General features: G+C 48.0%; 15 protein-coding genes. 10 read left to right on the top strand and 5 right to left on the bottom strand.

The features are described from left to right. The 8 genes from Q4Q52_RS07125 to Q4Q52_RS07160 form a co-directional block, all read left to right on the top strand. The coding region (locus Q4Q52_RS07125; RefSeq protein ID WP_311990196.1) for a TonB-dependent receptor domain-containing protein at positions 1-851 on the top strand (851 nt) is incomplete at its 5' end. A 1-nt stretch (position 852) separates the two neighbouring features. Next, entirely contained in the window at positions 853-2223 is a 1371-nt protein-coding gene (locus tag Q4Q52_RS07130; protein ID WP_311990197.1) for an ABC transporter ATP-binding protein, read from the top strand. Continuing rightward, positions 2213-2893 carry an energy-coupling factor transporter transmembrane component T gene (locus Q4Q52_RS07135; protein ID WP_006079414.1) on the top strand — a complete coding sequence of 227 codons (681 nt, stop codon included), beginning with the start codon at positions 2213-2215 and terminating at the stop codon, positions 2891-2893. Before Q4Q52_RS07130 ends, Q4Q52_RS07135 begins: the two co-directional genes overlap by 11 nt. Continuing rightward, positions 2886-3428, top strand: a complete 543-nt coding sequence (locus tag Q4Q52_RS07140) for a hypothetical protein (RefSeq protein ID WP_006079416.1) — start codon at positions 2886-2888, stop codon at positions 3426-3428. The genes Q4Q52_RS07135 and Q4Q52_RS07140 overlap by 8 nt, the downstream gene beginning before the upstream one ends. Positions 3429-3457: 29 nt before the next feature. Then, the gene (locus Q4Q52_RS07145; RefSeq protein ID WP_311990198.1) at positions 3458-4195 is read left to right on the top strand and encodes a DNA-binding protein; all 738 of its coding nucleotides are present in this window, start codon (positions 3458-3460) and stop codon (positions 4193-4195) included. 38 nt (positions 4196-4233) lie between these two features. After that, positions 4234-4473: a hypothetical protein gene (locus Q4Q52_RS07150; RefSeq protein ID WP_006079419.1), complete on the top strand. Its 240-nt coding sequence runs from the start codon at positions 4234-4236 to the stop codon at positions 4471-4473. Positions 4474-4708: 235 nt separating this feature from the next. After that, positions 4709-5899, top strand: a complete 1191-nt coding sequence (locus tag Q4Q52_RS07155) for an HD-GYP domain-containing protein (RefSeq protein ID WP_311990199.1) — start codon at positions 4709-4711, stop codon at positions 5897-5899. A gap of 113 nt (positions 5900-6012) precedes the next feature. Next, a complete protein-coding gene (locus Q4Q52_RS07160) occupies positions 6013-6648 on the top strand; it encodes a paraquat-inducible protein A (RefSeq protein ID WP_311990200.1) in 636 nt (211 codons plus the stop codon). A gap of 73 nt (positions 6649-6721) precedes the next feature. Here the strand turns inward: Q4Q52_RS07160 and Q4Q52_RS07165 are convergent, their stop codons facing one another. The 4 genes from Q4Q52_RS07165 to Q4Q52_RS07180 are packed head-to-tail and all read right to left on the bottom strand — an operon-like array spanning position 6722 to position 12327. Continuing rightward, complete coding sequence (locus Q4Q52_RS07165; protein ID WP_011845399.1) at positions 6722-7027, bottom strand: DUF3240 family protein; 306 nt, start codon at positions 7025-7027, stop codon at positions 6722-6724. Continuing rightward, complete coding sequence (locus Q4Q52_RS07170; RefSeq protein ID WP_311990201.1) at positions 7024-10077, bottom strand: CusA/CzcA family heavy metal efflux RND transporter; 3054 nt, start codon at positions 10075-10077, stop codon at positions 7024-7026. Before Q4Q52_RS07170 ends, Q4Q52_RS07165 begins: the two co-directional genes overlap by 4 nt. Before the next feature lies 1 nt (position 10078). Beyond that, positions 10079-11107, bottom strand: coding sequence for a membrane fusion-like protein (locus Q4Q52_RS07175; protein ID WP_311990202.1), 1029 nt, complete (start codon positions 11105-11107; stop codon positions 10079-10081). Continuing rightward, the gene (locus Q4Q52_RS07180) at positions 11104-12327 is read right to left on the bottom strand and encodes a metal transporter (protein ID WP_311990203.1); all 1224 of its coding nucleotides are present in this window, start codon (positions 12325-12327) and stop codon (positions 11104-11106) included. The genes Q4Q52_RS07175 and Q4Q52_RS07180 overlap by 4 nt, the downstream gene beginning before the upstream one ends. 145 nt (positions 12328-12472) lie before the next feature. On the opposite strand from Q4Q52_RS07180, the gene Q4Q52_RS07185 reads away from it, so the two are divergent. Together Q4Q52_RS07185 and Q4Q52_RS07190 are read left to right on the top strand one after the other, a co-directional pair. Then, positions 12473-13018 (top strand): LuxR C-terminal-related transcriptional regulator, encoded by a 546-nt coding sequence (locus Q4Q52_RS07185; RefSeq protein WP_173497818.1) that lies wholly within the window; start codon positions 12473-12475, stop codon positions 13016-13018. A gap of 113 nt (positions 13019-13131) precedes the next feature. Continuing rightward, entirely contained in the window at positions 13132-13278 is a 147-nt protein-coding gene (locus Q4Q52_RS07190) for a hypothetical protein (RefSeq protein WP_105253023.1), read from the top strand. 23 nt (positions 13279-13301) lie between these two features. Here Q4Q52_RS07190 and Q4Q52_RS07195 read toward each other — a convergent pair whose 3' ends face one another. Further along, positions 13302-14252, bottom strand: a complete 951-nt coding sequence (locus tag Q4Q52_RS07195; protein ID WP_311990204.1) for a putative sulfate exporter family transporter — start codon at positions 14250-14252, stop codon at positions 13302-13304. Between the last annotated feature and the right edge of the window lie 229 nt (positions 14253-14481).

Here is a 14481-nt window from a genome sequence, read left to right on the forward strand (position 1 = left end):
GCGCCGAGAACTTAAATGATTCTGCCTGGTTATATACAGCCGCGGCTGAGTATCAGTACCAATCTGAGCTGCAGTACGGCTTTACCTTAGGTGGCGCTTACCATTCACTCGACACCACAGATAGTACCGATGGTAACTATTCGGCCATGGCCTCCAGTTATTGGCAGGCGGCGCAGGATTCTCGCTTAAGTTTAAGTGTGGCACGTAAAGTGCGTTTCCCGTCTATGGTGAACTTTTATTCGCAGCTATCTGGTAATCGTGATTTAGAAGCCGAAGAGTCTAAGCATGTGGAGCTGGGTTTAGAGCAGAATCTGCCGGCGAGTACCGATTTCTCCCTTTATGGCTATTACACGGATGCGAAAAATTACATCGCCAAGGATGTCGATGGTTTCTACCAAAATATGGGGCGTTATAAGTTCAAAGGGGTAGATTTCCAAATCAATAACCATACGATTGAGCACTTAGATCTGAGCTTCTCTTATAGTTTTCTCGATTCAGAAGAGATAGACGGCGACGATACCTTAGATGCCTTGCAATATCGTCCACGTCACCAGTTACGTTGGCAGATGAGTTACGAGTTTCCCTTCGAGACTCAAGTTCACCTCAACGTGGAGCGTATTTTAGACCAAGTTTATGCGACGCAGGTGAAGGTTGGCGGTCAGACGCAATATCAACAGCAGTCGTTAGACAACTACACCTTAGTGGACGTAAATCTGGTACAGCCATTAATTCGTGACAAGTTAGATGTTTACCTACGTGCGACTAACTTGCTGGATGAAAACTACTACCAGAGTGAAGCCCTGCCACAGGCGGGACGACAGATCTTCATCGGTGTGAACTGGCAGATCTAAGATGAAACTCCTAGCGCTCGAAGGCGTTAGTTTCAACTATGGCAGCCAGTTACCGACTGTATTGCAGGAGGTAAACTTGGCCATTGGCACCGGCCAATGCCATTGCGTGAGCGGTCCTACGGGCTCTGGGAAATCGAGTCTGCTAAACCTACTGGCGGGCGTGTTAAATCGCCCGCATGAAGGCGACATCTGGCGTTATCCTCAACTGGTTACGGGTCTGGTGATGCAGGACCCGCAAACTCAGCTGCTTCGGCAAACCGTTGGCGCCGAAGTGGCTTTCGCCTTAGAAAACCTTGGCATTCCCGCTGAGCAAATGCTGCCTAAAGTGCAATTGGCGCTACGGCGTGTGGGTTTGTATCTGCGCCTCGATACCCAGGTCAGCACGCTTTCCCTCGGTCAAAAATATCGTTTAATGATTGCCGCCCAACTGGTGTGCGAGCCGCATTTACTGCTGCTTGATGAGCCTTGGGCGCAACTCGATGATCACGGTGTGAGTGAGCTGCTGGTCGTGCTCCGCAATCTTATCCAAGATGGCATGGCGCTAGTGTTGGTTGAGCATAACGCCTCGGCCTTCGCTGAGATTATTCAGCATTACTGGCAGTTAGAGGCGGGCAAGTTATCCGAAGGCATTTATACCGTGACCGATGCGCCGCAAACTGAGGCGCCTGCGTGGCGAAATCAGCCTAAGTTTGAGCACTTAGGTAAAGTCTTGGTTAGCGCCGAAGCCTTTGAGTTTGGCTTCGATGCTTGTCCTACATTATTTGCGTGTCCGCAGGGATTCCAATTGCAGGCGGGTGAGATAGTGACCTTAGTGGGAGATAACGGCTCAGGTAAAACTAGTTTGTTGAAAACCATAGCTGGCGTACTCAGTTCAAGGCAGCGTCTTCCGCTTAAAGTGCTCGGGCGAAGACCTAAGCTGGGGATTTATGGCGCTGAGCTGGGTCTGCTGATGCAAAGGCCGAGTCGACAATTATTCGAGACCAGCGTGCTCGCCGAAATGCAGTTTAGCCTTAGGCGTTTTGAACTCCCCAAAGAACGCGCGGCGCAGATGTTGGATGAATTGGATTTATTTAGCTTAGCTCAGCTGTCGCCCCACAAATTATCCTACGGTCAACAGCACTTGATTGCCTTAGCGTCACTCGCCTGTTTACGCCCTAAAGTATTGCTTTTGGACGATCCATTGGCGGGGATGGATAAGCATTACTACGGCAAGGTGTGGTACTTGCTGAAGCGGTTAAGCTCGCAAGGTTGCGCTATTTTGCTCAGCAGTCACAGAAGCATTGAACACAGCGCTGTATCACGGCAATTGAGTTTGCGTAATGGTTTATTGGTGGAGGAATTGATTGAAACAGGAGAGCGTTATGTGGGCTAGTTGTCGGCGCCTACGCGCGCTGCGGCATTGGAGTTATGAGCGGCGGGAAACGGCACTTTGTGCGTTGTCGCTGCTATTGGTGTGCGTGCTCTCAGCCTGTGCTTTTGTATTGCCTGCTGCTTTACTCTTGCCATTAGCAGGGCTTAATGGACTGCTTGTTATCCACGGTTTGCTGCGGCGCGGCAGTATTTGGGGCGTGCTAAAGCTAGGTTTAGTGCAATTGAGCATTACTTTGAGTCTGTATTTAATCCTCTATGGCGTTGAACATTTAGCCCAAGGCGCCGTGGTGGTTGCGCGTATTATTTTGGCGACCATTCCCGGTTGGTGGTTGTGTATTACGGCGGCTCCCGAGCGGATTGGTGAAGTGTTAAGTGCGTTTTTACCGACCAAGTGGGCCTTTGTGGTCGCGGCATCCTTAAGTTTATTGCCCTATATGGCAGATGAAATTCGCGAGATATATCAGATCCAGTGTCTGCGCGGGGCACGCATTACACCTAAGGCGCTGCGTAACCCTAAAAATTGGTCCGAGTTGGTGTATTGCGTGTTGTTTCCCGTTTTAATCCAATTGCTTAAATTATCTCGCCAAATGGCCGTTGCAGCGCAGAGCCGTCACTTTGGTTTAGCGCAACGGCCAACACATTGGCATTCACCGAGAGACAAAAATGACTAAAAAAATCCCGCTGAGTCTACAAGACTCCTTATTTGTCGGCTTTTGCGCCACCTTGCTGGTGGCATTAACGGGCATGTTAAGGCTTAAGTTGGGCTTGTCTGGACACAGCATGTTCCTGATGAGCTTCTTTTATCTGATCTGTTACGGCGTGTTAGGTCGTTTCGGCAGTATGACGGCATGCGGTGCTATCGCGGGCATAGTGGCTATGGCTTTAGGCGTAGGTAAAGGCGGGCCTATGATTTTACTGAAGTTTGCCTTGCCTGCCATAGCAATGGATCTCGTCGCCTTACTCTTGCCGCTCAGTATGAACTTGCATTGGCGCTGCGTGATCTTAGGCATTGCAGGCTGTATCGCTTGGGCAGGTAAAGTGGCACTCACCAATATGCTCGCGGGCATGGCGCTGGATGTAGTGATGATTCAATGGGGCTTGAGTGTATTAAAAGGCGGCTTTTTTGCCACTCTGGGCGCCTTGCTTGTACCGCCTGTGTTGACGCGATTAAAAGCCCACGACCTGTTACACCGTGACAAATTTTAAAAACCTTTTTAAAGCTTTAGGAAATGCAGATGAAAAATTGGCTGATTTGTATCGACGATACCGATGATATAGGCACTAAGGGCACGGGCGAAATTGCCGAGGAAATCGCCCATCTGCTCGCGAATATGTCGGGCGGCCATGCTTCCTTTGTGACGCGGCATCAATTGTTTGTGCACCCTGATATTCCTTATACCTCACATAATAGTGCCATGTGTTTTGCGCTGCGCTCGCCACTGACGCAGGCCGAGATCCACCAATATGCCGTTGCGCACTTGGTTGCGGAATCGGCTCCTGCGTCAGACCCTGGCATCGCCATACTCGATGTCGACTCTCGCTATGATGCCGCATCTTTAATGGATTTTGGTCGCAGAGCCAAGGTTGAAGTGATTACGAAAGCGGCGGCCTATGATTTGGCGGAACAACTTAATATTCAACTGACCGAACATGGCGGCACAGGCCAAGGTGTTATTGGCGCGTTAGCGGGATTAGGGCTACGTTTGATGGGCAGCGACGGCAGGGTAAAAGGCCAGATTAAACTTGGCCAATTTGAGGATGTTTCACTCGAACTCAGCGTTGCCGATATCCTAGAACAAACCGGGCTTGATGCTGTGATGAGCATGGACAAGTATCGACTTGCGCTGGATGAGCGAGTACAGCTGAAGGGCAAAGTGAAAGCCGTATACCTTGATCACCAGTTTGTATTGCTCGTTCATCGAGAGGCAGAGCAATGGCGCAATGCGGGCAAGCAAGCCCTGCAAGCCTACTAGAGCAAGTTTAGTGAAAGAGTTTAAAAAGAGAGTGCTAAATGGATCTCAACTTGGTCGAACATGCATTTGAATTAAAGGATGACCGCTGGATTTTTAAGGCGGGACTGGCTCAATATCCACAGGCGAGGCAAGTTGCCAAACTGTGCACGCGTTTTATCCCAGATGATGAAGACGAGCAGATCGACGATGAGCCCCGCTCCTGCTACAACTGCCAATATCGCCGCTGGATGGTCGCTGGTTTCGAATGCCTAGCCCTTAGGCATTTATTGAAAAAGTGAGAGTGTGAAACGGGTCTTGCCTAAGCCTTGAGCTCTTATTCCATCGCATACTGTTTAAGGCATTTTGTTTACCAAGAAAGTCTATGGTGATTTTCTAATCCTCGTCTTAGAATGCCCTTCACGTCTGTTCTATAATAATCAAAAATAACAACAGAACATTTGAGCGTAAGTCGCTTTAATGTCGTATGGTTAAGTTGATATTTTATTCAGGCACATCATCCTTGGGGTTGTAGATATGAGTGAGTCGGCAGAATCAGTTGAACTTATCAAATTACCAGTGTCACAGCTGACATTGGGTATGTTTGTCAGTGCCATAGACAAAAATGATAAAGGTCAACTTGCTATTGCAAATGCAGGACAAATTAAACACAAGGATGCGATTTTAAAGTTAGCTAAAAGTGGTATTAAATTTGTTTGGGTAGACGCTGATCGTTCGGCTGAACATTGTGGGTTAAAGAAAAAAATCACTAACGATAATCAAATTGACAATAAAAAAGCACTCATTAGCCGCGATAAGCAACAAGCTCAAGCTAAAGTCATGCTTACCGAAGCGAAAGACCTCATTCGTAAAGTCTTATCTGAGACCTTCGAAGGTAAAGCCATCGAAGTAGCTCCCTTCGAAGCGTTAGCCGATACCATGATAGAGTCAGTGATGTTGGATGATGATGCGCTTAAATGTATGTCTGCACTTCGTTCAAAAGATGCCTATCTACTTGAACATTCAGTGAATGTCGCCTTTCTGCTGGTGACCTTTGGTAAATACTTAAAGCTAGATCGCGTCATGTTACGGGAAATGGCGGTCGGCGGGATTTTGCACGATATTGGCAAGATTAAAGTCGACAATAAAGTGCTGCATAAGCCGGGCAAACTGACGCCGGAAGAGTTCGAACATATGAAGCTGCATCAAGTGTATGCGCTTGAAATTATGAACGAAACTACTGGTCTGTCGCAGATCAGTAAAGATATCTGCTTAATGCACCATGAAAAATTAGATGGCAGAGGTTATCCAAGGGGTTTGAAGGGTGATGAAATCCCCCGCCATGGCCGTATGAGTTGTATAGTCGATATCTTCGATGCTTTAACAGCAACGCGATGTTATAAAGAGGCGATGAGCCCTGCCGCGGCCTTTAAAATTTTACTCAGTCTGACGCCATTCCATTTGGATCAAGAATTGGTCTATGAGTTTATTCGTTGTATTGGTGTTTACCCTGTGGGTTCCTTAGTTGAATTATCGGATGGTCGTGTTGGTATTGTTTGGGCCTCGAAAGATAGGGATGCGCTACATCCAATCGTAAAGTGTTTTTATTCTTTAAAAGTAAAACGTTACACTGATGTCGCTATGGTGGATTTATTAAAATCTGAACTTTATATTGAACGCGGTGTGTCACCGAGTACATTAGATATCGATCCGACTCCTTTCTATTAATCTTCAAATCCTACCTTAAATGCCGGTCATCTGAGTCGATGGCTGGTGTGAATGATTGCAGAGCCTGAGCTAAAAACCGTAAACTGAAAGTATTTCTCTGGTCGAGCAATGCTATGAACAGTGCTATGAAATCTCTATTTCCTATTTTTATCATTATCTTATCCTTGGCTTTGTTAATCCCTGGGGTGACTCAACCTATTTTGAGTATCAGCGGCAGTATCGATAAGGCCAAGCTGGCGGAACAAGGCATAGAGCAAGTTGCCCAAAGATTTGATGAGGACTCTGGGCGTGACAGTGCCCGCGGTATGTTAAGCATGGTCAGTGGTTTGCTTGGGTTTAATAGCCTTAAGGGCGAAGTCCAAGTGCTGCAGAAGACTCGTAGTATTTGGGGGACGGTAACCGAACTTTATCACTCTGGTAATGGGCTCGTCGCGGGATTAGTCATGTTATTCAGCGTGGTGGTGCCTGCCTTGAAGTTGAGTTTAATGCTGGCACAGCAATGTGTTAGCTCGATTGGCCTGAAACTGAGGATTAATGCCGTCGTCAACTTACTCGCCAAGTGGTCGATGGCCGATGTGTTTGTGGTAGCGCTGATCATCACCTTTATGGCGGGGAACGCCTCAGGTGGCATGGGGGAAATGTTAAAAACACAGGCGCAATTTGAAAACGGTTTTTACTTCTTTACCGCTTACTGCATTTTATCGGTCCTGAGTGGTTTTTTAGTGCGGCGTCCAACGCCAATTCTTTAGCTATTTTAAAGGCATACTGACTTTAGTAACAAAGTGAGTATGCCTTGCTCAGTGAGATCAACATCAATCTAGATTAAGACAGAGTGCCATTTTGATAAATGGGCATAATCCAATAGCGACAGGGATTATGTTTGCAGACCAGCGCCAAAGCAGTGAGCAGCGCGGCTTGTTGTGCAGCGGGGTGCATGATTTCGAATTTGCAGAACTCCCGATAACCTTCCACTTGTTCCTTGATATTAAAATGGCTGTGTTCACGGCTGAAACCACAAATATTCCCTAGGCTAAAGCCCGATAGAAACTCTAACTCTATCAAGGTATCGACTATGTCGTCCTTAATATCATTTTGGGCGATCAGTACTAACAGTTGTTCTGTGCTCATTTACGTTTCTCCAGCCAAAAATACAGAATTGGCAGTAAATACAGTGTGGTAATGGTTGAAGTGAGCAGACCGCCAATCACCACAATCGCTAAAGGTTTTTGAATTTCAGCCCCAGGACCTGAGGCAAACACTAGTGGCATAAGACCAAACATGGCCGTTGTCGCCGTCATCAAAATGGGGCGTAAACGCCGCACCGCACCTTGTTCCACCCGTTCGCGCAGGTTGCTGAACATGTGCTTGGTTTGTTCGTAATAGCTGACCATCACCACGCCATTGAGCACAGCGACGCCGAGCAGGGCGATAAAGCCAACCGAAGCGGGCACTGACAAATATTCTCCCGACAAATACAGGCTAACTATGCCGCCCATCATAGCGAAGGGAACGTTGGCGAGAATTAAGCCCGCTTTGGCAAGCGAGCCAAATGTCGTGAATAAAATCAAAGTGATCAGTGCGATAGCAATGGGGATCACTAGTAGTAAATTGCTGGTGGCCCGCTGTTGGTTTTCAAACTCGCCACCAAAACTCACGCTATAACCGCTCGGGAGTTTGATTTCCTGCGCAATTTTAGCGTTGAGCTCTTCTACAAAACTCACGATATCGCGACCTTGCACGTTAGTGGTGATCACTGAAAAGCGATTCCCTTGCTCACGCTCGATAAGGATGGGGCCTTGCTTATAGCTTAAGGTGGCGACATCACTCAGGCGTTTTAAGGAGTGATCTGGCATCACTAGTAACTGATTTTTAAGTTCATTAATGCTGCTTAAGTGGCTCTGATTGTTAGCAATCAGCACGGGTGTGCGCTTTTTACCTTGTAGCACTTCGGTCACGATCACGCCTTCGAGCTGGCTTTTCAGGTAGCGGGCAAACTCCATGGTGCTCATGCCAAAGCCTCGGGCGAGCTCGTTATCTAAGGTGAGGTTGATAAAAGGACTGCCTTCGATCATCGCCATTTTCACATCGACGCTGCCGTTGGTGGCATTAACCAGCTGTTGGATTTGGCTCGTGAGCTGACCTAAGGTGTCGATATCATTACCAAAGACCTTAATCGCCACGTCGCCAATGCTGCCGGTGAGCATTTCGGACACGCGCATTTGTATCGGTTGAGTGAAGTTAAAATTAACGCCGGGATAGTCCAATAACACAGTGCGGATCGCATCGATAAGCGCTTCTTTATTTGCAAAGCGCCATTCGCTGCGGGGCAGAAGTTCTAAGAACACATCGGTTTCATTGAGTCCCATGGGATCTAAGCCGATTTCATCCGCGCCAGTACGCGCCACCATCTGTTTGATTTCAGGAACTTTAGCCAGCAAGGTTTGCTGAATCTGCTTGTCGATGGCAATCGAAGCCTCGAGTGAAATCGACGGAGACTTCTCCAGCTGCAGAATAATGTCGCCCTCATCTAAGGTCGGCATAAAGGTTTTTCCCACTAACCCGAACAGCCCTAGGCTGACGATAAGCAAGCTAAAGGCGATCACTATAAAGCGTTTTTGATGGCTAAACGTGCTCTTGAGACTGCCCAGATAAAGCTGTTTAAGCTTTTCAATCGCCTTAGGTTCCTTGGCGGCTTTTTCGTTGACGAGATAAGAAGCAATAACCGGAATAACAGTTAACGACAACACCAGTGCCGACAGCATGGCAAACACGATAGTGACCGCAACTGGGGTGAAGAGTTTGCCTTCAAGCCCGCTCAAGGTCAGCAAGGGCGAGAACACTATCATGACGATTACAGTGCCCGACACCACGGGAATGGCAACGTCCTTGGTCGCGCGAAAAATCAAATGCAGCCGCGGTAATCTCTGCTTAGTCGCGATGAGATTCACCATGTTTTCGACTACGACCACAGATGAATCCACTAACATGCCTATGGCGATAACTAGCCCGCCTAGGCTCATTAGGTTCGCAGAAAGATTGAAGTAATCCATCATCAAAAACGTCATCAGCGCGGCGAGTGGTAGCGAGAGTGACACGACCAATGCGGCGCGCACGTTACCTAAAAACAACGCCAGCAAGATGATCACTAGCACTACGGCTTCGAATAAGGCATTGGAGATGGTATCAATCGCGGTATTGATCAGATTTGCGCGGTCGTAAAAGGTGTTTATCTGGCTGCCTTCTGGCAAGGTTAGGCTGATTTGATCGAGCTTTTCCTTAATGTTTTTGACTACTTGTGCTGTATTAGCGTCTTTCAGGGCGATGATTAACGCTTCGGCGGTTTCGTTGCCGTCTTTAGTCACTGCGCCATAGCGGGCTAAGTGGCCAATTTGAATATCGGCCAAATCCTGCAGTCGATACACTCTGGCATCATCGGCCTTGATCACTAATTGTTTGAGCTCGTCGATGTCATCGATGCGGCCTTCGGCGCGCACTATTATGGTGTCTGTGCCAATGGTGAGCTTGCCTGCACCTTCGTTGTGATTATTCTCAACGATCGCCTGTTGCAGCGCCGCAAAGCTCACGCCTGCAGCCGCCATGGCCGCAGGTTTAGGGGTCACACTAAAGCTTTTGGCATAGCCACCGAGGATATTCACATCGGCCACACCGGCAACGGTTCGCAGCAGCGGACGGATTTCCCATTCGAGTAATTGCCGTCTTTCCATCAGCGATAGATTGGGATTTTCGAGTGAAAACATAAAGATTTCGCTGAGCGGCGTACTCATTGGCGCTACGCCCCCCGTCACACCTTCAGGAAAACTGTCCCACACGGAGGCAATGCGCTCGCTTACCTGTTGGCGCGCCCAATAGATATCTGTGCCTTCGTCGAAATCGAGGGTGATATCGCTGATGGCGTATTTAGTTGTCGAGCGCAGAATCGATTGATGGGGAATACCTAACAGTTCGGTTTCAATCGGCACGGTAATTTGCGCTTCAATTTCCTCCGGTGTCATACCGGGCGCCTTGAGGATGATCTTCACTTGGGTGGGCGAAATATCGGGAAAGGCATCCAAGGGAATGGAAAACCAGGCTCGCGCTCCCGCTAACATAATAATCAGCGCCACAATCAGCACAAATAGGCGCTGCGTGAGCGAAAAGCGGATGACTGAGGTCAACATCTTATTCGCCTCCTAGGCCAAGCATTATGCCTTTAACTGCGGCAACCGACTGGGATAACACTTGGATTTGGCTGAGTTCTTGATCGCTTTCAACGATATATTGCTCAGGGGTTGAACCGAGAATATCGATCGTAATTGAGGTGAGCGTGTCGGCGGTTTTAGTGAAGACTTGGCTATCTTGCTCCCAACTAAAAACACTATTTTTAGGCAATAAATACACCGCCTTTTGATACTCGGGTATCACAGTGATCTGTTGTCCTAACAGTAAGTTACACTCCTGCGGCACGGGTGATGACCAAGCGGTCACGAAGGCACCTTCGGCGATGGCCGACATGGACTCAATGGCGATATGGCACTGATTGATGTTCACCGCCGAGAGCGAATGTGACTGGCTCATAGGCACGCTGACTTTGACGCGAATACTGTCGCTAGGCACCAGTGAAAATAGCTGTGAACCCGCCATATAAGGTCCATTCACTTGGTTGAGTTTAACGATTCCCGCCACTGGTGTGCCCACCACTAGGGAGTCTGTGGTGGCATCTGTGCTTTTGACTATCTCCATAAAATGCTGCATGTGCTCGTATTCGAGGTGAGTGCTGAAGTAGTCTTGGCTGATCTCGCGCCATTTTTCGGCGCTGATACTGCCATTGTTTAATAAGGGTTTATTACGCTCATAACGGCTTTTTGCCAGTTGATATAAGCTGCCAGCGGCTTCGACTTGGGCAAGGTAGTGGAACACTTCTGGCCCTGTCAGTTTGACTATCGCCTGGCCCTTAGTAACGAGCTGGCCTTGGCCGACGAGGAAGCTGATCTGCTGGATATTCTCCGGCGTGCTGATCCAGTAATCATTACCGGGGAGGATTTCAACCTGCGCGGGCAATGGGCTGCCCTCATAGCTGGCGACTTTCTGTGGTTGCACATAACTCAGGTCTAAATTACCGAGGGAACTAATTGTTAGGGATTCAGCCTGCGCTAACGTGGCTACACTGGCGGATAAACAGAAAAGGCATGCGCCGTACTTGGCCATCATAATGAAATTCCTAAGGCTTGCAGTTGTTGGGAGTGCAGTTGTTGCTGGGCAACTTGGTTCAGTGCCAAGCGGGATTCGGTATCGAGTGCATCCATATAGCGGCGCAGCCAGACTTCGTAGCTAACTTGATTTTGGTCTTTGACCTTGGCCAGCTCTTCAGTAATGGTGCGGCTAAGGTGTAAGGCTTGGGTTAGCAATGTCTGTTGGTCGTGTAAGTTTTGTTGCTGTTGCTCTAGCTTTTTAAGCTGAGTTTTTAGCTCGATATAAGTACGGTCGAGGTTGAGCGTGTGCTCTGTATTGGCTTGTTGCCATTGGGATAATTCGGTTTGCGATAGGGCAGAACCTAAAGTCAGTGGCACAGAAACGGCGATGCCAAGCTGTTGATCATCGACTTGGTTATCGGCGGTATTTTTGGACGTGAGTGAGATTGTCCAAGGGTCTTTATCCCCCGCTTGCTGGCTCTGGATGATCAGTAGCTGTTGCTGCTTCTGCAGGCTCAGTAGTTGCCATAATGGATGCTGCGCGAGCATGTCATTGGGTTGGTTGTTGGCAGAAAGTGGCCGCGCGGTTTCGGCTATGTCCTGCGGTATTTGCTCTTGTCCGGTGAGTTGTTGATAGAGGGCAAGCGCCTCAGCCTGTTGCTGGTTAAGGTCGACCCGCTCCAGTTCAATATCCACCAGTTCGCGCTCTAACAAGAGAATGTGGGCAATAGGCAGTTCGCCCGCATCTGTGAGTTGCTTTTGCTGATTATGGAGTCTGTCGAGTAATTGGCTCTTGCGATCTAATTGGGCCAGTTTCACTGCGGCAAGACGATGTTCCCACAGGCTTTGTCGCAATAATCCCGATAAATACAGGCCTTGCAGCGCGACTTGTTGCGCCTGAATGCCTTGGGTGAGTTGCTTAATTTGCTTATCGCTGCTGTGCATAGCAGGGGATTTTATTGGCAAATTGAGTGAGAGTTCCTGCTCGTAGCTGTTACCATTATCTAGGCTACCTAAGTGACTCAGGCTAATGCTCGGCAGGCCATTGAGCCAAGATGAGCTGCTTAAGCTTATTTGTGATTGCGGTAACTGGCCGCCCGATTGAGATAGAGAATGTAATCTTGCTTGGCTGGTGGTGAGTGCTTGAGATAGCTCGGAATTAGCGGCGTGGCACAGGAAATTGCTGCTGACTAAGGTCGCCAACAGACATAACTTGATACAAGACGTACTGACAGACATAGGACGATTCTATGGTAATAAAGTGTGCTGTCAGTGTAGGGATTGGTGGGCGAAAGTCGTGGGGGACATGTATCATAAAACCGTCTATGGTACATATGTCCCATAAATTAATGGGTTGATTTTGCTTTTATTTAGGAGTTTTTCGATGAAGGATCTTGTCATTATTGGTCTGTTGGCCTTGATCATATGCTTTAAGCTTTTTGACATCACTTCCGACATTCAATTGGGCATTCCCCAATGGCATATTGTGCAGGAAGCCATGTTATTAGTGCTCACTGTGATTGGTGCCATGTACTTAAGTTATGACCTTATTCGTCGCTCCCGCGAAGTGAAAGCGTTGGCTAAACGGTTGGAGCATGCGGATAAAAAAATCGACAATATGTCGACGCAAATGCGCTCTGCCAGACAAGAATATAGCCAAGCGGTGTCGCAGCAATTCGAGACTTGGGGCTTTACTAAGAGTGAGCAGCAAGTGGCATTTTTATTACTTAAGGGCTTAAGCTTTAAAGAAATTGCCGAAGTGCGCCAGACTAAAGAAAAAACCGTCAGACAACAGGCATCGACCATTTACAGTAAAGCGGCAGTCGATGGACGCCATACTTTTTGCGCTTGGTTTATGGAAGATTTTATTCAAGAACATAATCAAGATCTTGCTGCGAATGAAGCAGCATCAAGCCCTAAGGCGGCTTAATCAACGCAGGATTGGCTTAGCTGTTATAGCTATTTGTTATTGAAAATCGATATTTGCTGAGTTTTTAGTTCTAAACAATAATGAGCATCCCCTAAGTTTGCAGGAAGATGCAATTGAAAAACTGGCTGATTATCGTGTTTTGCCTGATTGCCTTGGTCGCTTCGACGCAAACCACAGGACTCGTGCGTTCACTTATCGAATTCTCCGCCTTTGTTGGCGTCCTCTACTGGGCTTGGCGAATGAAGCCGACGGCAGAGTAGATTGGCTTTGAGTTAAATCTTAGCTATTGAAAATAAAGAATATACACTAAAGACGTGATACCAATCGCTGCCCACAGCATCACCCCAAGCAACAAAGGTTTGGGGCCACTCGCCCGCATTTTCTGCACTGTAATTCCTGCACCAATCAAAAATAAACACAGGACTAATGCCCGTTTCGACACCATAAATAAGGTGTCATAAACAGCGTGGAATTGTGGCAACCAATGGGCCACAGCAATGGCTAAACAATAAAAACCGATAAAATACGGCAGGTTAAGCTTGCGCTTATCGCCACCAAACAACATAGCGCTGACCAATGCGATCGGGATAATCCACAGGGCGCGGGCGAGTTTTATAGTGGTTGCGGTTTTTAAGGCTTCATCGCCGTAGGCCGAAGCCGCGCCGACAACCGATGAAGTATCGTGGATGGCGATGGCACTCCACACACCAAAATCGTATTGGCTCATATTGAGTAAGTGGCCGAGTGCGGGGAATAAAAATAGCGCGACTGAGTTCAGCACAAATACGCAGGCTAACGCAGTGGCGGTTTGAGCGTTACGCGCATTGATGGCCGGAGCGACTGCGGCAATGGCACTGCCACCGCAAATAGCGGTACCAGAGGCGATTAAGTGGCCCGTGACATGATCAAATTTCAGGGCGCGGGTGAGCACAAACCCTAAGCTGAGGGTGAAAAAGATTGAGCCAACAATCAGGCCGAAGTTGTGGGTGCTCGCCTCGATCGCCGCGTTTAAGTTAATCCCAAACCCTAAGCCAATGATCGAATAAGACAGGAGTTTTTTGGTAAATGCAGCGATATTCCATTGCACTGGCACCCAACCAAGGCTGGCTAAGGTAAAACCGAGCACTAGCGCCATGGGCGATGAGATAAAAGGCGCGAGGCATAACAAACCCGCACAGATGAAAACGATGCGATGAGTCTTATTATCTTGCTGTGATGTCGATGAAGAATTCATAACGCCTTAGGCTCGAGCGATTCGGTTTATCGTTCCAACCACAGATCTTCACATTAAGCGACGGATACAAAATGGCGATCAATTGGATTGATCATGGAGACAGATGCAAGAGGGCATTATAGCTGTGTGTATGAGCCTCAATAAAATCAATTAAACTTATCTAGTCAGTCAGTTTTATTGACTCTCAGAGGATTGTGCAAAGCAGGAGGGTAAATTGAAGAAGGTGAAC

The organism is Shewanella sp. SP1S2-4 (genome assembly GCF_031932075.1).
GTDB lineage: Bacteria > Pseudomonadota > Gammaproteobacteria > Enterobacterales > Shewanellaceae > Shewanella > Shewanella baltica.